This is a genomic window from Sphaerochaeta sp. UBA5836 (assembly GCF_002432845.1).
Classification (GTDB): domain Bacteria; phylum Spirochaetota; class Spirochaetia; order Sphaerochaetales; family Sphaerochaetaceae; genus Sphaerochaeta.
Genome location: NZ_DJGW01000037.1, coordinates 1 through 16294, shown reverse-complemented (window position 1 = coordinate 16294; position 16294 = coordinate 1). Strand labels below are relative to the sequence as shown.

Sequence of the window (16294 nt, the reverse complement as noted above, 5' to 3'; positions counted from 1 at the left end):
CGCTTCGGCCTTTCCTTGGCCCTTGCTTTGACCGAGGCGGGCAAGCATGTGATAGTCTTGGAGATCGAGGCGGAGAAGCTGGATGCGGTCAAGGACCAAATCGATAACATCTATCCTGTCAAATCAATCACCGCCGAAGTATTGGAGGAGTCGGGTATATCCCACTGCCATACCGCCATCGTCTGCATTGGAAAGGACATCGAGTCCAATATTCTTGTCACCATGAGCTTGGTGGAGCTGGGCATCCCCAGAGTCATCGCCAAGGCGACCAGCACCAACCATGGAAAGGTGCTTGAGCGCATCGGGGCGGAAGCTGTCTTTCCCGAGGTGGAGATGGGAACCAGGCTCGCTCACTCGTTGGTCAGTACAGGCACCTTGGACTTTTTGGAACTTTGTGAGGATTTTTCCATCGCCAATATCTCCCTTGCCTCTTCATTCGTCAACCAAAGCGTTGCCCAGTTGAACCTGAGGAGGCGCTATCACCTCAATATCATCGTAGTCATACGCAACAAGAAAGCCATCAGTGACATCGGCCCTGACTTGAAACTTTTACAAGGTGACATATTGGTGGTGGGTGGCTCGAATGAGGCGATCAAGAAATTTGAACAAGCGAACGAACTTTAGCCGATTGTCTGCCTGCCCTCACACAAGTCAAGCCCGAACCGCCAATACTCCTGAGTATTCTCCCGCATGTGCAGCAGCTCTTCGGGGGTAAGCTGACGGATGACTTTGGCAGGAGAACCAAGAATGAGGCTGCCTGGCGGATAGCTTTTATTCGGAGGCACCACCGAACCGGCTCCGACAAGGCTCTGTCTGCCGATATGGCTTCCGTCCAGCACGATGGAACCCATGCCGATCAGGCATTCGTCCTCAATCGTACAGGCATGGAGTATGGCTCCATGGCCGACTGTGCACTGCTTTCCCACCACCAAGCCTTGGGCCTTGGTGACATGCAACACACAGTTGTCCTGGATGTTTGTCTGTTCCCCGACAGTGATGCGATTCACATCGGCTCTGAGGGTGGCATGGAACCAGACGGATGCTCCATCCTGCAGATGCACATCCCCGATGAGGTCCGCTGTAGGTGCGATATAGCACTGCTGTCCTATGGTTGGCTGTATTTTGTTGTGTCCGGCTATCATGCAAGCACTCCTGTATTTCGATTGAACCATATTCGGGGAATTCTGTATAGAGAAAAATATTTGCGAATGACTTGCAAATATGAGAGTATTTCACTATAGTATGCCTACTGTATGAGGAGGTGCCATGCGTACTCGCATTCTCGTAGTTTTCCTGGCTCTTTCATCCGCTCTTGTGTTCGGCAGCGGAGCCAAAGAGACAACCAATATACGTTCCAAGCCGGTTGTGGTGGTAAGCATTCTGCCGCACGCCTATTTTGTCGACCAGCTTGCCCACGATCTGGTCGATGTCGTCACCCTGGTCGGAGAGGGGCAGAACCCCCACTCCTACGAACCATCCCCGTCACAGATGGCCCGACTTGCCGAAGCCGAACTTTGGATTCTCAGCGGTACAGATTTTGAGTTTGCTCTCCGTGACAAGGTAACCGGCCTCTACCCCGGTCTTCGGATCGTCGATGGTACAGAGGGCATGCAATTCAGGTTGCTTGAGGAACACGAGCACGAGGAGGAAGGCCATGACGAACACGATATGAACATCGACCGTCATACCTGGCTGGGGTACGATCAAAGCAAGGTGCTCTTGGCCAATACCAAGGATGCTCTCATTGCAACTTTGGGTTCCGATGCAAAGCCCTTGATCGAGAGTCGCTATCAAAACCTGCTTTCGGACATCGATGAGCTTTTTGCATCGCTGAGCGAGCAGCTCAAGCCGCTTGCAGGCACCACCGTCTTTGTCTACCACAACTCCTTCGGCTATTTCCTCGACGCCTTCTCCATCAAGCAGGAAGCGGTGGAAACCGGAGGGAAGGAACCTACCGCCAAAGCCCTCGCCGCCTTGATAGAAAAGGCAAAGGCAGAGCGTCCCAAGGTCATCTTTGTACAAAAGCAGTTTCCCGTAGCCAGTGCAAAAACTGTGGCTGATGCTGTTGGTGCCGTCGTGGTAAGCCTTGACCCTTTGGCTTACAATTGGATGGAGAGCATCAAGACAATGGCTGATGCACTGATGATGGTGCGGTAGGGCCATGACAGAGCAATCCATTGCACTGCAGTTTACTTCGGTCTCCTTCTCGTATCCTGCTTTACAAGTCCTTGAGGATGTGAGTTTTCACTTCCATACCGGGGAGTTCATCGCTCTTGTCGGCCCCAACGGTTCAGGCAAGACGACGTTGCTCAAGCTCATTCTTGGTCTGGAGCAGCCGCAGTCGGGAACCATCAGCCTGCTTGGCCAAAGCCCGAAAAAGAGCAGCAGCCTCATCGGCTACGTTCCCCAGCACGCCTCCTACGATCCCACCTTCCCCATCACGGTGGAGGAGGTGGTCAGGATGGGGTTGGTTGAATCGGTGAAGCGAGGGCAGCGAAAGCAGGAGTTGCAGCAAGCCTTATGGGCTCTCCAGCAGGTGGAGCTTGCTCATCTGGCTTCGCGTCCCTACAGCGACCTCAGCGGCGGACAGCGGCGCAGGGTCCTGGTTGCCAGGGCTTTGTGCGCCAAACCGAGCATGCTCATTCTGGATGAGCCGGCCGCCAACATGGACAAGGAGAGCGAGAGACGCCTGTATGCCACGTTGGCGAACCTCAAGGGGGAGACCACGATTCTCATCGTCACCCACGACATGCGCCAGGTTTCAGACCTCACCGACCGGGTTTTCTGCATTGACGCCCACAAGGAGGGCAGGATGGGGCGTACGGTGGTGCAGCATGCACTGGAAGACTATGAGGATGGAACCAAGCGCGTCCGTCACGATGTCCAGCTTTCTGGCGACCAGTGCCGGAAGGAGGCCCTCAATGGATAACCTGGTCGGCTTCTTTGGTGCGTTGGCCTCTCCTGACTTTCCCTTTGTCCGGAACGCCTTTTTTGCAGGATTGCTCTCCTCTGTTCTTTTCGGGGTGCTCGGTTCGGTGGTCACTGTCAAACGCATTGCCGGCCTTGCCGGGGCGATCAGCCATGCGGTGCTCGGGGGCATCGGCATCGCCTTGTACCTCAGTGCAACCGGCAAGGTTCCGGGCCTCAGTCCGATGGTGGGGGCGATTGTGTTCGCCCTGCTCTCTGCACTGATCATCGGAACCGTCTCGTTGAAGTCAAAACAGCGCGAGGACACCGTCATCCAAGCCATTTGGGCGATCGGCATGAGCATCGGGGTGCTCTTCATGGCAAAGACTCCCGGATACACCGACCCTTCAAGCTACCTGTTCGGCAACATCCTCTTAATCTCCAGTCAGGACCTTGTGCTGCTGTTTTTGCTGGACGTTGTGGTGGTTTTCCTTGCTTGGCGCTTTTATCCGCAAATTGAGGCCTCGGCTTTCGATGAGGAGTTCGCCCAGGTCCGGGGTATCCCAACCCGCGCCGTTTTCCTGATGATTCTCTCGGTTACCGCAATTGCAGTCGTCCTTTTGCAGACCTTTGTAGGGATTGTCATGGTAATCGCCATGCTGACCCTTCCGGCGGGAACCGCAGGCTATACAGCGAAGAACCTGGCTTCGATGATGGCAGGGGCCACTCTCTACGCATGGTTCTTCTCCTTTTCAGGATTGGTGCTTGGTTGGGTCGTTGATGTCCCGGTGGGAGCCATGGTGGTGGTCATCGCTGGAGCCTTCTTTTTGGGAAGGGCCGCAGGCAACTTGATTACAAAACGGAGGAAGAGCCATGACAAAGGCGAGAAAAGCCCTGCTTGAAGTATTGAAAACGTCCAAAGAGCCGGTCTCGGCTTCCCATCTTATCCAGCAACCTTCGATTCGATTCGATCAGGCCACCGTCTATCGGAACCTTCACTATCTTGAGGAACAGGGGATGGCCGACTCATTCATCCTCCACTGCACCGATCATGGAACCGAGCGATACTACAGTTATCGAAGCAGGGAGAATGGAGAGCACCATCACTGGTTTCACTGCCAGAGCTGCCATCGGTTCATCGATTTGGGGGATTGCCAGTATGATGAGCAGCTTTCACGCTGGGAACAAGCGTATGGTTTCACCATCTGCGACCACACCTTCTTTTTGACAGGTCTGTGCAAGGCTTGCAAGAGTGCTACTGCTTCAGCGAATTGAAGAGCTGCAGGCGGTTGCTCACCCCGAGTTTCGCATAAATGTTCTTGATGTGGGTTTTTACGGTATTGGGGGAGATGAAGAGTTTCTTGGCTATCTCCTGATTGCTCAAGCCCTCCACCAAGAGGCTGATGATTTCTGCCTCCCGCTCTGAAACTCCCAACTGTTTTGCTTTCGATGCAGTGATGGATCCGGTCATCTCATAGGTGAGGAAATAGCGTCGGCTGATGAAGTAGTACAGGTAGACGGAGAGCACGGCAAAACTCAGATAGACCAGCTTGAAAGCCACCTGCCTGAAGAACAGCATGTCCAGGGGAAAGAGGAAGAACAGGGGCAGGAAGGTGTAGCATATGCCCTTGAGAAGCCGCTCTTCCTCCCAAGTTGTTGCCTTTTTTGCGTATATGCACCCCAATATGCCGTGAATGACCAGGAACATGCTTGCACTGAAGAAGTGATACCGCATGGTGTCATCCAATGCCTTGACCCAGTCGCCTCCGCTCTTTGCAAAAACCACCCACAGGCTGAGGATGAGAAAGAGAAGGATCAGGAAGGTGAGGATGCGATTGCCCAGATGCTTCTGCTTCTCGGTTGCCCTGATCAGCTTGATCAGGTATCGGCTGAGCATGAAAAGGATGAAGGTGGTAAGCACTATCGAAAGCAGGGTCGCCCCCAAGGCATAGATTTCATAGGAGCGTGAAAGGAGCCTTGCTTCGTCCAAAACCCTGCTGAGGTAGGTAGTCAGGAGCGTCAGGCACATCTGAAGGCTCAAGGGGGCGAGCAGGGTGAGAAACGAGCCGGTGAATGCATCGCTCATACGCACCCGAAGCAATATGCACAAACACGTGATCGAGACTACCAAGGCTGTCGTAAGGAAGAGCAGGATATCGGATAGAATTACCATAGAGGCCCTCTATGGCAATCCTATCACACACAGGGCCCTAGAACCATGCCTTCATGCCGACCACGACCGAATCATTGTCATCCCAGCTTGCATAGATGCTGCTCTTGTTGCCGAGCGCCCCATACATCGTAGTCTTGAGAAATACAGTCAGATTATCCTGCAGTGCATAGGAAAGGCCGGCCAGCAGGGCGTAGCCTTCGCTCTCGATGTGGTAGGTGAGGGCGGCCCTGGTTGTGAGTCGTTGTTGTAAAAACGGGTACTCTACGACCAGCAAGAGGGTGTTCTCATACGCCTTGCCGTTAAAGGATGCAAGGTAGTCTACATCGACGGGGTTGGTGGTGTTGAAATCCAGGACATACCTGCCTTGGTAGGCGAGGGCAAGGAAGGCTGAACTCTCAGGGTGGGTGTAGGAAAGTTCGGCCAGATAGGCGAATCTGCTGTTGTAAAGGCTGCCGTCAGTCCCCTCTGCATCCTCGCTGAGGAAGAACCCCCCTTCCAGGGCAAGGGTGAAGGGGTCGAATAGCAGGCTGCTTTCCAATCCGAAGAGTTGGTGGCGGGTATAGACCAGGTCAACAGCGAGCGGTGCGAATGAAGTGATGGAAAATCCAGGCTCCGGGTGATGGCCGTTGAAGTACAAGAGGCCCACATCCAGCTTACCCAGCGCTGTGCGATACCGTCCTCCTGCCTCCCAGGAAGAGAGGCTTGTCGTGTCCTGCTGCGTTATCACTGCACTTGCAAAGGAGGCAGGGGTGAGATTGTATCGTCCCTCTGTGACCAGATGGGAGCTCTGGAAGCCCGGCTTGAAAGCCAGGTCCCATGAACTGTTCTTACCATAGGAGGAGAGCAGCACCATCGCAGATGGCCGCTTCATCGCCTCAAGGTCGTCCACAAAGCCGTCTGTGAGGTCGCGGGAGGAGAGCACATCGACAACATGGGCTGTAAAGGCGCTTCCCCAGGGATGGGTGAACAGTCCTCCCTTGACCGTCAGGTTCCCGACAAGGAGAGAGACCGAAAGTTCACCCGTCTTCAGGCGGTTCGTCGATGCATCATAGGAGAGATGGGCTATTGCACCATAGCGCTGGTGGTTCTGCTCCAAGGATAAGGACAGCGTAGTCCGGGCAAGAAACTGCTCATCCCGATAGAGCCCTCCGGCAGCCTCTGCGGTAAAGGAGGTGATTCTGCTTGGTTCTTCCTCGAAGAACAGGTCGAAGCCGAACAGCGGCATCAAGAGAAGACAGATCAAGAGTACAAGGAGCATGCGTTTCATTAGAGCCTCCCGGTTTCCAAGAATTTCAAGGTGAAGTAGCCACTGCTCAGCGGTGCATCGAAACGGGCCTGCAATATCTCAAGGCGGGTGGCATGTCCGCCGGCCTCTGTTTTCATAGTCAGGATTTTTGTTATGGGTTTTCCATTGGCTGTCCCGGTCTCTTCTGTGACCAGTGTCTTGACCAGGGTGTTTCCATCGAGGTCGTAGAACTCGACACGCAGAGGCAGGTACGTCGCCTTCTGGACCACCGTAATGGTTTTCCCATACGTCTTCTGCTCAAACGGCGTGGACTGTATTCGCCAGCTGGTCTGGTCCTCAGCCAAGAGCAGATGCTCCGCCTCCTTCTCGTCATAGGTGGTCGAAGCCATGTCGGCATACGAGAAGTCGCTGCCCATGAACGAACCTCCTTCCTCGGAGGAGCCGATGCGCCGGCTTCGCTTCAAGGCAGGCAGGTAGATCCACTGCTCGTTTGTCCCTCCTTCCTGCTCGATGGAGAGGAAGCGGGTGTTCCGTACATTTTCAGGGGAGAGAAAGACTGTCAGCGAGGATGTCAGTCCATTCTTGGTTTGGCTGAGGGTCTGGATCCTGCGTTCACGCATCTGGCCGTTTGGTTCGATGAGGGTGAGTTTCAAATCGAGGGCGGATGAATCAGAGGTTTGGACTTCCATCACCTTGGCCATGACTTGGTCGGCCGGCATGGCCGCCCAGACAAGGCTGGAAGCAAGGAGAAGGAGTATCAGGGTGGTGATCGTACGTTTCATGAAGGCCTCCTGGTTATGCATGGGCTGTAATGAATCTTGATCGCTCCAAGGATCAGCAGGGCGGAGAGCGCTGCGCTGAGCATGGCGATTGAAAAGAGCAGTCCCATGTTGACGATGGGAACAAAGCGGCTGAAGAGCAGGCCGGAGAAACCCAAGGCGACCGAGGCCGCATTTGCCAGGATGGCTTTGCCGGTGGTCTGCATGACAGACGCCACATCCTGGTCGTTTCGTTGGAATGCAGCGATCAGGTGAATGGCATAGTCCACCCCGACTCCGATGCACAGCGCCGCAAGCAGGCTGGTAATGATGTCCAGCTTGATATGGAAGATTGCCATGACAGAGAAGACCGAGGCGAGGGCGAAGAGACAGGGAATGAGGCTGAGGGTGGCCAGTTTTGCCGACTTGAAGGTGAAGAGGACCAAGAGCCATACTGCCAACAGCGAGCTGAAGAGGGAGATGACTTGGCTTTTGGTAACCAAGTCGGTGAGGGCAAGGCTTACCGCCTCTCCCCCTCCGATCTCCACCGACCAGCTTTGGGGAAAGAGGGTGGGGATCAGGGCGGTGAGGTGCCTCAGTGTCTTGGTGTCCGAATCCTTGAGCAGGATGGTGATGAGCAAGGCATCCGGCTCAAGCGGGTCATTGATGAAGGCGTCCAGCGATGAACTGTAGAGCAAAAGGTATTGTGCAATGAGAGATGCAAGCTGCTCTTCGGTCTCCAAGCCATACTCAGCGGGGTTCAGAGGAATTTCATACTTTCCCATACCTCCTGCCAGTTCAACCGATGGCTCGTACAGCTGCTCTGTTGCCATTTCATACGATGTGTCTGAGAAAAAATCGAACACCGGCTCTGGTTCCATTGCATTCGATTCCCTGGCATCTTCACCCGGTCCGAGCAGTTGATTCATCCGCTTCACAAACGGCAGGATCGACTGAATCCCTCCCACCTGGTTCTCTTTTTCCAAAACAGTGATCGCTTCTTCAACAATGTGGAGCGTGCCGGGAAGCAGGACGGCTTCGGATGGTTTGAGCATGACAGAAAGGGAGAAGCTCCCCTGCATCCTCTGGTTGTATGAGCGGGTGTCCTGCACCAAGGTGGACGAATCCTTGAAGAAGGCAAGGATGTTCGTTCCTTCCTCAAGTTGGCTGTAGGAGAGCGGCAGGACGATGCCGAGAATCAGCAGGGAGGCGATCAGAACAGCTTTCCCGTAGCGGTTTGCGATGGTGTTTCCCACTCCTGCCCACAATCCTCTTCTGGTCGCCTGCTTGCGCACTTGCCTACGCACAGGGTTCTTATAGACCAGTCGGATCAGTGCAGGAAGCAGGAGCAAGGAGCTTGCAGCACAGATTGCCACCCCGATGAAGCTGAGCAGGCCGAAGGTTCGAAACGGCAGCAGCGGGCTGGAGAGTTGGGCCAGAAAGCCAAAGGCTGTCGTTGCGGCTGCGCTCAGGATCGGATAGGTGTTCTTCTTGACCACGTTTGCAAGGGCGGCATCGACACCCACCTTTTCATACTCTTCGAAGAAGTGGCTGAATATGTGAATGGTGTAGGCGCTGCCGACGATGAGCAGCAACACCGGCACCAACATGGTCGCCATGGTGAAGGTAATGCCGGCGATGCTCATGATCCCCAAGGCCAGCGAGCTGCTGAAAATCAGGGGGACAAGGCATAAAAGGGTGGCCTTGAAACTTCTGAGGAAGAGGTAGAGGACCAACATGATCAAAGCTGCTACGATTGGTACCAGGAAGGCGAGGTCTGCAAGCAGGCTGATTCGTATTTGCTCGGTTACCACCGGAAGCCCCAGGATGGACCCTTGCAGGCCGTCAAGCGGGGCAAGGATGGCACGAAGCGAGCCAAGCAGCTCTGCTTGGTTGTAGTCGAGTTGGGTTTGGATGAGAATCGATGCACTGCTTCGGTCCTCACTGAGAAAAGTCCCTTCATAGAAACCCGGCCAGCTTGTGATATGTTCTTCGAGCTCGTTTATGCTTTCTTCAAAGAGGGGAACCACATCCACTCCATCCTCCGAGGGCTTGAGGTGCTTGAGGTTGGTGATGGAACTGGCCTGTTTGACTCCGTCCAGCGTTTCAATCTTCCGGGTAAGGGAGTCGATGACAGCAAGGTTTTCTTTGTTGATGATGCCCCCCTCGTCATACAGGCTGACGACAAGGGCGTCGAGGGATCCGAATTGTTCCTCGATTCGGTTGTTTGTTTCCACCACCGGGGCCTTGGCGGGGATGAAGGCATCGGTTGAGGAGTCAACCTTCAGCCTTCCAATACCCAATAGGCTGACAGCGGCTGCAACGATGAAGACAGTGACAATGAGCAGATCGCGACTTCGTTGGCGTTCCATACCTTCACTGTATTGGATTTACGTATGTGCGCAATCACCTGCACAGAGCATTTTGTCTCACCTTTTGGGGTGAGATGATGATTTGCAACCGCTTTACAAAGATTGATGCATCTATGAAGATTGCAGCAGGGGGAACGATATGAACTATACCAAGATAGTTGCCACACTTGGGCCGGCTAGTGAGAGCTATGAGATGATAAAGGAAATTCTTGCAGCCGGGTGCAGTGTCATCAGGCTGAACTTCAGCCATGGCTCGCATGGAGAGCAGCAGAAGCGTCACGATGCTGTTCGCAAAGCCAGCGAGGAACTGGGGTTCCCGGTCTCCATCCTGATGGACCTGCAGGGGCCTAAAATCCGACTGGGTCAGTTGGAAGAGCCCTCCTATACCCTCAAGAGGGGGGAAGAGCTGATAATCACCACCGAATCTTGTGTGGGAAATCGAAGGCGCATCAGCATAGACTATCCGAACCTGCATGAGGAGATTCTAATCGGCCAGCGGATTCTCATCAACGATGGTCTGGTAAGCCTGGTGGTGGAGCATATAGACGGGCATGACATCCATTGCAGGATGTTGGAAGATGGAACCTTGCTGCCCCGCAAGGGAGTGAACCTGCCCCAGGTTCCGCTGAAACATCTCAGCTCCTTCACCAAGAAGGATGAGACCGATCTTGCCTTCGCCTTTGCCAACAATCTCGACTATGTAGCCCTCTCCTTTGTCCGTAGCGGCGATGATGTGCGTGCCCTGAAGGCTCATATGGAAGCGGTGTACGGCAGGACCATTCCCATCATCAGCAAGATTGAGAAGCCCGAGGCGGTGGAAAACCTTGTCGACATCATCAGTGAGTCCAGCGCCATCATGATCGCCCGGGGGGACCTGGGGGTGGAGGTGCCTGCAGAGGAGGTTCCCCTGATTCAGAAATCCATCATCCGAAGCTGCATAGACGCCGGTGTACCGGTGATCACAGCCACTCAGATGCTGGAGTCGATGATGCACAATCCCCGACCCACCCGGGCCGAGACCAACGACGTCGCCAATGCAGTGCTGGACGGTACCAGTGCCGTGATGCTCAGCGGCGAGACTGCAGCAGGGGAGTATCCTCTGCAAGCGGTAACCACCATGGCCCGAATTGCAAGGCTCGCTGAGCGCAGCAGCGCTTTCCGCAGACAGGTATTCAACCAGATCAGCACCCTCGACCCACAGCGCAAGCAATCGACGACCGAAGCCGTGGGTCTTGCCACCCGCGAGCTGGCCCTCTCCATCGGGGCCTCCTACATCGCCTGCTTCACTCAATCAGGTTCTACAGCCCGCCTGATAGCAAAGTTCCGTCCATCGGTGCCGATCATCGCCTTCTCCCCGCTTAAGGAGGTTGTGCAATACCTTGCTCTTTCCTGGGGTGTCACTCCCATCCTCATCGAGGGGCAGGACTCAGTGGACAAACTGCTGGCCTATGCTCCTTTGTATGTTCAGGAGCATGGCTTGGTTGAGAAAGGCCAGTCCCTGGTGATAACCGCAGGAGTTCCGGTCGGCAGCTCGGGCAAGACCAATATGATCAAGGTGGTGGAGATTGAGTAGACCTAAGGCCTGAAGGAGATGGAAGCTCCCAGACTCAAAGCCCTTCCCTCGTGGTCGAAGAGATCCAAGGCGCGAATGTCCACGGCGATGAAGATCGACTTGAGGAACTCGATGGGCAGCAGCCGTATTCCTACATTGACCAGTCCCCGGTTTTCAGCATTGCCGGCCGATGGGGTTGCGCTGTAGCTTACGTTGCCGAAATCCAAGAGGAAATCGACTTTGTTCTTGAATGTTTTCGCCAGGAGGGGAGTCTGGAAGGCGAGGGCGAAGTTGATGTCGCTGTTCATGCCCTTCATCAGCGAGTACCCAACCAAGAGTGTGGTCTTGGATGGATAGTCCATGATGGAGCTGTCGAAGGTAGAAGCAAAGTATATCTGCGCTGCAACTTCATCATCCTTCGATACACTGCTCCATTGGCCCAAGAGCCCTGCGGCAAAATTGGTGGTGCCTTTCTTGCTGAACAGCCATTTTGCATTGAGCAGGATGTCGGTGTTATCGGCGATATCAACGGCAAGGCTAGTCTCAAAGGTGTCTTTGAACGCCAATTGGAGGGCGGGAATGTGTACGGCTCCGTTGCTGCCGAGTGTGGCGCTATAGGAAGTGGTTACCGCACTGGCAATGGTGCTGGGTGTCACTTCGGCGCTGGGAATGACAATATACCCCGAAATTCCTGCAATGGTGGTGTTTGCAGCGAGAGAAGCCGAAAAAGCAATGAGAATCAAGGGAACAGCAAGGAATCTTTTCATACAATTCTCCTGTGCCAAGGGTGCCGAATTACTCGGCGTTGGTCAAGAATCACATCTTCATTGCACTCTTGCATCGATACATGGCCGCATCGGCCCGGTTTACGACCTGCACAAATTTCTCCTTCTTCTTGGGAATGAAAATATCATAGCCGACGGCAACTTCATACGTGACCTTGCCGGAAGAAGTAAAAAAAGTAAGTACTGCATCGGCCAACTTTGAAACCTGGTCCTCATCGACTTTGGGAATGAGGGCGATGAACTCATCACCACCGTACCGAAAGATGGTTGCCGAGGCCGGCAGAAGCCGGGTGATCCGTTGGCCGAAGTCCCTTAGTACAGTATCCCCGGCCTTGTGGCCTTGGGTGTCGTTGATTTTTTTGAGGTTGTTGATATCCATCATCAGGATACCCAGCACTTCGACCCGTTGTTGGTTGGATAGTCTCTCAACCTCGCGGTCGTAGGATGCCCTGTTACCGACTCCTGTCAGTGTATCGGTGTATGCAAGCTGCTGCAACAGTTGCTCCTTGCTCAACTGTTGGGTTTTCAATCTGACCAGGGTGACGCTGTGCCAGAACAGGATGACTGCTGAAAGCGCCATCCCGAAGTGAAGGATGACGGCGCTGTCGAGCTGGATGTTCATGGCAAGCAGCGCTACTTCCGCCAAGATTGATGCAAGCAAACAGACGAAGGCGAGCAAAAATGAGCTGAGCCGTCTGTTCCCCTTGGCGTACTCGTAGCAGAGGCAGGCAAACAGGCTGATCAAGAAGAGGACCAGGGCCAAGCCAGAAAAGAGCAACAGGTCGGTGTACTGGGCGATACCTGTAACTTGAAGCACGCCTCCGATGAGATACATGAGCAAAAAGAGCATCGAAAAGCGCCTGAAGTGCTTGATCCTCCGGTGGACCGGATAGGAGTAGCTGACGTAATTGGTCAGGAAGCTCGGAAGCAAGTACAGGGCGGCGAAGCTGAGATTCATGGGAAGGGCAGGGTTGCGCCAGAGCAGGAACTTGCTCGGAGTCTGGCTGAACACCCACCCACCAAGGGCGAGCAGGACCATCCCCAAGTAAAAGAAGCTCTTTCGCTCCTCCATGGACTGGATGGCAAAGGAGAAGATGGCGATGAGTGTCCCCAGCAGCAGCAGAGAGAAACCGAAGAAGAGGGATGGCCACTCCTTGAACTCGGATAGAATGAGAGAGGCCTTGCTGCCGGCACGTACTTCATGGATATGGCCGGCAAATGCATTGTTGGAGGTGTATTCGAACGTCAACGAAAGGGTTTTCCCCTGATGGGCATCGTCAAGACGGATGAAATGGGGTGTCGACCCCCCATATACCGGGCGGGCCCACCCTTGTTTCGGGCCCTCATACCGGTAAATGACACTTCCATCGACCGATACGGTGAGGCCGCTCATGCTCGTATTGACTGCAATGGCGGTGTTATGGTTGGGAAATGAGGCGGGCAGGCGATATGTTGCAGTGAAGGTTTTGCCCAAGAGATTTCCCTCGATGGAGTAGGGAAGCTTGACGTTTCTGGCGATAGGCTTGTCATTCTCATAGATGGTCCAAGGACCTTCCCATTCGATAACCGGCTCATTGTCCAAAGCGGGTATGGACAAAAACGAGTCAAAATAACAGGCGACGCAAAACATGACTACGACCAAAGACAACAAGATGCGTTGCATTTGACGTTCAGCAGCGGCAGCCTTCATCATATGCTCCTATGCATGCGCAGCCTGGGATGCCTTTCGGATTTCGGGATGCCCTTTCTCGTTGAGCTTGCGCTCAATGAATTTATCCTGTTCCAGCTTGGACAGCAGATTGCCGAGGCTTCGGTAACTGCTGCGCTCGATCATACGGCTCTTGTCCATCTGATGGAATTTGACGCCCACATAGCTGACAAGCTGCCAGGCATCGGGGTCGAAGGAATCGATCACTTTTTTCATCAAATCCTCGACTTGAAGATCTATTTTCTTGGTATGCTCCGAATCGGGTTTCTCAACCTTCTTGACCTTTTCCTTCTGGGTGCCTTTCGGCTCTTCAGTCTTGGGCTTCGGCATGAAGGATTCAATGATCAGGATCTCATCACAGCAGTTGTTGAAAATCGGCTTGTCGCTCACCGCTTCCTTTGTCACCAGATATACTTCCTTCCCATACTTTCGCAATGCTTCCATGATCACCGTGAAATCACTGTCGCTGGTAATGAAGACATACCGGTCGATCACCGGGGTGTTGATGATGATGGTCTCCAGCGCCTCAAGGCTGATGATCAAATCGGCCCTGTTCTTGTAATTGGTGGTGATCGAAGGGGTGTCGCGGATGGTGAAGTTATACTCGGCAAGCTGTTTTTCCAATTTCTTGATGGACTTTGAGTTGCCGCAAGCCATCTTGATGACGAATATATTTTCTTCTTCTGGGCTGTCATTATGTTTGAGGGTGAGCTCCTCGAAGAGCATCTTCAAATCGAGGCCGGAAGGGATGTTCTCAAGATCGATGTAAATGGCATTGTTTTTTCTGCGCATGTGTCGCCCCCTGTCTGCCTACTATACACCAGCTTTGGCGCTCAAGAAAGTACGATGCAAGAACTACGTGCTGCCTAAAAAGGAATATCCGTACAAAAGGTCATCGGTTCGGATGTAATCGGATGCACAAAGCTGATCATTTGGGCATGCAGGTACAGGCGGTCCTGCATGCCGCTGCCATAGAGCCGGTCTCCTGCAATGGGCCTTCCCAATCCCTTGGGATGGGAGCTGTGGAGCCTGAGCTGATGGGTCCTGCCTGTCAGCGGCTCGAATTGTACGCGGGTGACCAACCTGCCCTCGCGGGTGCGCTCGACACAAAGACGCTTGTACAACGTGGTTCCCCATTTGCCATGGATCTCATCGTATATCTGGTAGGGACGGTTGTTGATATCGGCACGAAACGGGAGGGTGATGGTTCCACTCTCCTCTTTCAGTACACCTTCCAAGAGGGCGACATAGCGCTTTTTTACCTGTTGTTCACGGAACAGGCTGTGCATCCTTCGGTGGGCTTCCTTGTTCAGGGCGATTACGAGAAGACCGGATGTATCCATGTCGAGGCGGTGGGTTGCACATTGCAACGGGGCGTCAGGGAAAAGGACTCGGATCCGGCTCTCCACCGAGTCGATCTTGTCTTGTGTCCGTCCGGGAACCGATAAGAGTCCCGCTTGCTTGTTGACCACGGCGATGTGTTGGTCTCTATAGACAATATCCAGGCCGAGCATATGCTCCAATATGGGTTTGCATTTTTGGTCGCACGGCCCGTAAAAGGCCAGATGCTCGCGATTGGCACTGCAGCCGAAAAAGAATTCAGCCATGCTGACCGGATGCAGTCCTTGGGAGAGTGCTGCATGGAGCAACTTGATCGTACAGCAATCGCCGCTTCCGGTAGGAATGCCGTCAGGAGGAAAGCATGCAGTGAGAGGGATGCGCTCTCCGTTGATGGTGGAAAGGCTGTACAGGCTGTAGTAGCGGGAAAGGGCTTCGTGTGAGAGGGCGGCTTGCTCCGGCGAACCTGCCAGCTCCTTGATTCTGTGGTCGTACTGCTGCATGTAGGCCGCGTAGTCCTGGTCGTCGACCAGGTGTGCAGCCCAACCGGGGAGGTTGCGCTTTCCACCGAGACTTCCGGAGAATGCTTTGAGCAATACCTCGTTCCCTTCCCTGTCGCGGGCCGTCAACACGCCGAACATAATACCGCCGCCCTTTTGGAAAAACCGGTCGGTGCTGAAGCTGCACTCACTTTCAAAATCAACGGCGTGTTTTTCTGCAAGCAAGTGCTGCAGGTAGAGGGCGTGAATCTTTGCCGGGTACTGGGGAAGCGGTGGATGCATACGGCTATAGTACGCAAGTACAGCCGCTGTTGCAACCTTTCCCCTAGCCAAAGGGAAATGGCTGTGTCATCATACAAACCAAGGGTAACGCTATGCAAGCAACGTTGGAATTGGACATGCTATCCGTCGTCATGATGCTCTTCGCCATAGCCTTGGCCAGCAGAAGCGTACAGATCAATCCCCGTAATCGGTGGTACATTCTCTCCGCATTCTCCCTGCTTGTCTTGCTTGGAACCGAGCTGTTTGCCTATCAGGTGGATGATGTGGGCGTTGTCAGCCAGATTTTGTACCACCGGGCGACCAACGTGCTGGGGTTTTCCCTTTCCCCGGTTGTCTGCTTCTTCTTATTGCATTTCATCGGCTACTCAAGCTTTCACAAGTATAGCCCTGTTTTGGTGGTTCCCCTCATTCTCAATTCAATGTTCAGCCTTGCAAGCTATTGGACGGGATGGTTCTTTTTCGTTGATGGGCAGAACATCTATCGCCGCGGTCCGTTCTTTTTTGTCACCACCGTGATCACGTTCTTCTACTATGGGCTGAGCATTCTCCACCTGATACAATCGCTGCGACGGTATGAAAGTTCGGACCGTTTGCTGCTCATGTGCATTCTTATCACACCGATTATCGGCTTTCTTTTTCAATTGTTATTCCCTTGGGTGCTCACCCTCTGGCC

At 53.9% G+C, this 16294-nt stretch carries 16 protein-coding genes; 7 read left to right on the top strand and 9 right to left on the bottom strand.

Annotation, left to right across the window (positions count from 1 at the left end; all coding sequences use genetic code 11):
* Positions 1-624, top strand: a 624-nt coding sequence (locus B3F49_RS02885; protein WP_293908891.1) for a potassium channel family protein, incomplete at its 5' end; no start/stop codon positions are given.
* Here B3F49_RS02885 and B3F49_RS02880 read toward each other — a convergent pair.
* Positions 621-1142, bottom strand: coding sequence for a gamma carbonic anhydrase family protein (locus B3F49_RS02880; protein WP_293908890.1), 522 nt, complete (start codon positions 1140-1142; stop codon positions 621-623). The genes B3F49_RS02885 and B3F49_RS02880 overlap by 4 nt on opposite strands.
* A gap of 124 nt (positions 1143-1266) precedes the next feature.
* Between B3F49_RS02880 and B3F49_RS02875 the strand changes: the two genes are divergently transcribed.
* Genes B3F49_RS02875 through B3F49_RS02860 form a run of 4 tightly spaced genes read left to right on the top strand, consistent with a single transcriptional unit; the run spans position 1267 to position 4182 of the window.
* Positions 1267-2157, top strand: a complete 891-nt coding sequence (locus B3F49_RS02875) for a metal ABC transporter solute-binding protein, Zn/Mn family (protein ID WP_293908889.1) — start codon at positions 1267-1269, stop codon at positions 2155-2157.
* Between the two features lie 4 nt (positions 2158-2161).
* Complete coding sequence (locus B3F49_RS02870) at positions 2162-2929, top strand: metal ABC transporter ATP-binding protein (RefSeq protein WP_293908888.1); 768 nt, start codon at positions 2162-2164, stop codon at positions 2927-2929.
* Positions 2922-3809 (top strand): metal ABC transporter permease, encoded by an 888-nt coding sequence (locus B3F49_RS02865; RefSeq protein ID WP_293896709.1) that lies wholly within the window; start codon positions 2922-2924, stop codon positions 3807-3809. The genes B3F49_RS02870 and B3F49_RS02865 overlap by 8 nt, the downstream gene beginning before the upstream one ends.
* Entirely contained in the window at positions 3781-4182 is a 402-nt protein-coding gene (locus B3F49_RS02860; protein ID WP_293896706.1) for a Fur family transcriptional regulator, read from the top strand. The genes B3F49_RS02865 and B3F49_RS02860 overlap by 29 nt, the downstream gene beginning before the upstream one ends.
* Here the strand turns inward: B3F49_RS02860 and B3F49_RS02855 are convergent.
* From B3F49_RS02855 to B3F49_RS02840, 4 genes are read right to left on the bottom strand one after another with little or no spacing between them, the layout of a single operon-like run.
* Positions 4163-5080, bottom strand: coding sequence for a helix-turn-helix domain-containing protein (locus tag B3F49_RS02855; RefSeq protein WP_293896703.1), 918 nt, complete (start codon positions 5078-5080; stop codon positions 4163-4165). The two genes, B3F49_RS02860 and B3F49_RS02855, sit on opposite strands and share 20 nt — an antisense overlap.
* 37 nt (positions 5081-5117) lie before the next feature.
* Positions 5118-6347 carry a hypothetical protein gene (locus B3F49_RS02850; RefSeq protein ID WP_293908887.1) on the bottom strand — a complete coding sequence of 410 codons (1230 nt, stop codon included), beginning with the start codon at positions 6345-6347 and terminating at the stop codon, positions 5118-5120.
* Positions 6347-7108, bottom strand: a complete 762-nt coding sequence (locus B3F49_RS02845) for an outer membrane lipoprotein-sorting protein (RefSeq protein WP_293896697.1) — start codon at positions 7106-7108, stop codon at positions 6347-6349. Before B3F49_RS02845 ends, B3F49_RS02850 begins: the two co-directional genes overlap by 1 nt.
* Positions 7105-9456: an efflux RND transporter permease subunit gene (locus B3F49_RS02840; RefSeq protein ID WP_293908885.1), complete on the bottom strand. Its 2352-nt coding sequence runs from the start codon at positions 9454-9456 to the stop codon at positions 7105-7107. Before B3F49_RS02840 ends, B3F49_RS02845 begins: the two co-directional genes overlap by 4 nt.
* Positions 9457-9595: 139 nt before the next feature.
* Here B3F49_RS02840 and pyk point away from each other — a divergent pair, with 139 nt between their 5' ends.
* Entirely contained in the window at positions 9596-11029 is a 1434-nt protein-coding gene (gene pyk, locus B3F49_RS02835) for a pyruvate kinase (protein WP_293908884.1), read from the top strand.
* A gap of 2 nt (positions 11030-11031) precedes the next feature.
* Here the strand turns inward: pyk and B3F49_RS02830 are convergent, their stop codons facing one another.
* The 4 genes from B3F49_RS02830 to B3F49_RS02815 form a co-directional block, all read right to left on the bottom strand.
* Positions 11032-11775, bottom strand: coding sequence for a hypothetical protein (locus tag B3F49_RS02830; protein WP_293896688.1), 744 nt, complete (start codon positions 11773-11775; stop codon positions 11032-11034).
* 49 nt (positions 11776-11824) lie between these two features.
* Positions 11825-13483: a sensor domain-containing diguanylate cyclase gene (locus B3F49_RS02825; RefSeq protein WP_293908883.1), complete on the bottom strand. Its 1659-nt coding sequence runs from the start codon at positions 13481-13483 to the stop codon at positions 11825-11827.
* A 9-nt stretch (positions 13484-13492) separates the two neighbouring features.
* Complete coding sequence (locus B3F49_RS02820) at positions 13493-14293, bottom strand: NYN domain-containing protein (RefSeq protein WP_293896682.1); 801 nt, start codon at positions 14291-14293, stop codon at positions 13493-13495.
* A 74-nt stretch (positions 14294-14367) separates the two neighbouring features.
* Positions 14368-15621, bottom strand: coding sequence for an RluA family pseudouridine synthase (locus tag B3F49_RS02815; RefSeq protein WP_293908881.1), 1254 nt, complete (start codon positions 15619-15621; stop codon positions 14368-14370).
* A 92-nt stretch (positions 15622-15713) separates the two neighbouring features.
* Here B3F49_RS02815 and B3F49_RS02810 point away from each other — a divergent pair.
* Positions 15714-16294, top strand: a 581-nt coding sequence (locus tag B3F49_RS02810) for a histidine kinase N-terminal 7TM domain-containing protein (RefSeq protein WP_293908880.1), incomplete at its 3' end; no start/stop codon positions are given.

Bases quoted from the DNA above. Each gene is read 5' to 3' on its own strand.
- B3F49_RS02880 (WP_293908890.1), bottom strand. From the start codon at position 1,142: ATGATAGCCGGACACAACAAAATACAGCCAACCATAGGACAGCAGTGC.
- B3F49_RS02875 (WP_293908889.1), top strand. From the start codon at position 1,267: ATGCGTACTCGCATTCTCGTAGTTTTCCTGGCTCTTTCATCCGCTCTT.
- B3F49_RS02870 (WP_293908888.1), top strand. From the start codon at position 2,162: ATGACAGAGCAATCCATTGCACTGCAGTTTACTTCGGTCTCCTTCTCG.
- B3F49_RS02865 (WP_293896709.1), top strand. From the start codon at position 2,922: ATGGATAACCTGGTCGGCTTCTTTGGTGCGTTGGCCTCTCCTGACTTT.
- B3F49_RS02860 (WP_293896706.1), top strand. From the start codon at position 3,781: ATGACAAAGGCGAGAAAAGCCCTGCTTGAAGTATTGAAAACGTCCAAA.
- B3F49_RS02855 (WP_293896703.1), bottom strand. From the start codon at position 5,080: ATGGTAATTCTATCCGATATCCTGCTCTTCCTTACGACAGCCTTGGTA.
- B3F49_RS02850 (WP_293908887.1), bottom strand. From the start codon at position 6,347: ATGAAACGCATGCTCCTTGTACTCTTGATCTGTCTTCTCTTGATGCCG.
- B3F49_RS02845 (WP_293896697.1), bottom strand. From the start codon at position 7,108: ATGAAACGTACGATCACCACCCTGATACTCCTTCTCCTTGCTTCCAGC.
- B3F49_RS02840 (WP_293908885.1), bottom strand. From the start codon at position 9,456: ATGGAACGCCAACGAAGTCGCGATCTGCTCATTGTCACTGTCTTCATC.
- pyk (WP_293908884.1), top strand. From the start codon at position 9,596: ATGAACTATACCAAGATAGTTGCCACACTTGGGCCGGCTAGTGAGAGC.
- B3F49_RS02830 (WP_293896688.1), bottom strand. From the start codon at position 11,775: ATGAAAAGATTCCTTGCTGTTCCCTTGATTCTCATTGCTTTTTCGGCT.
- B3F49_RS02825 (WP_293908883.1), bottom strand. From the start codon at position 13,483: ATGAAGGCTGCCGCTGCTGAACGTCAAATGCAACGCATCTTGTTGTCT.
- B3F49_RS02820 (WP_293896682.1), bottom strand. From the start codon at position 14,293: ATGCGCAGAAAAAACAATGCCATTTACATCGATCTTGAGAACATCCCT.
- B3F49_RS02815 (WP_293908881.1), bottom strand. From the start codon at position 15,621: ATGCATCCACCGCTTCCCCAGTACCCGGCAAAGATTCACGCCCTCTAC.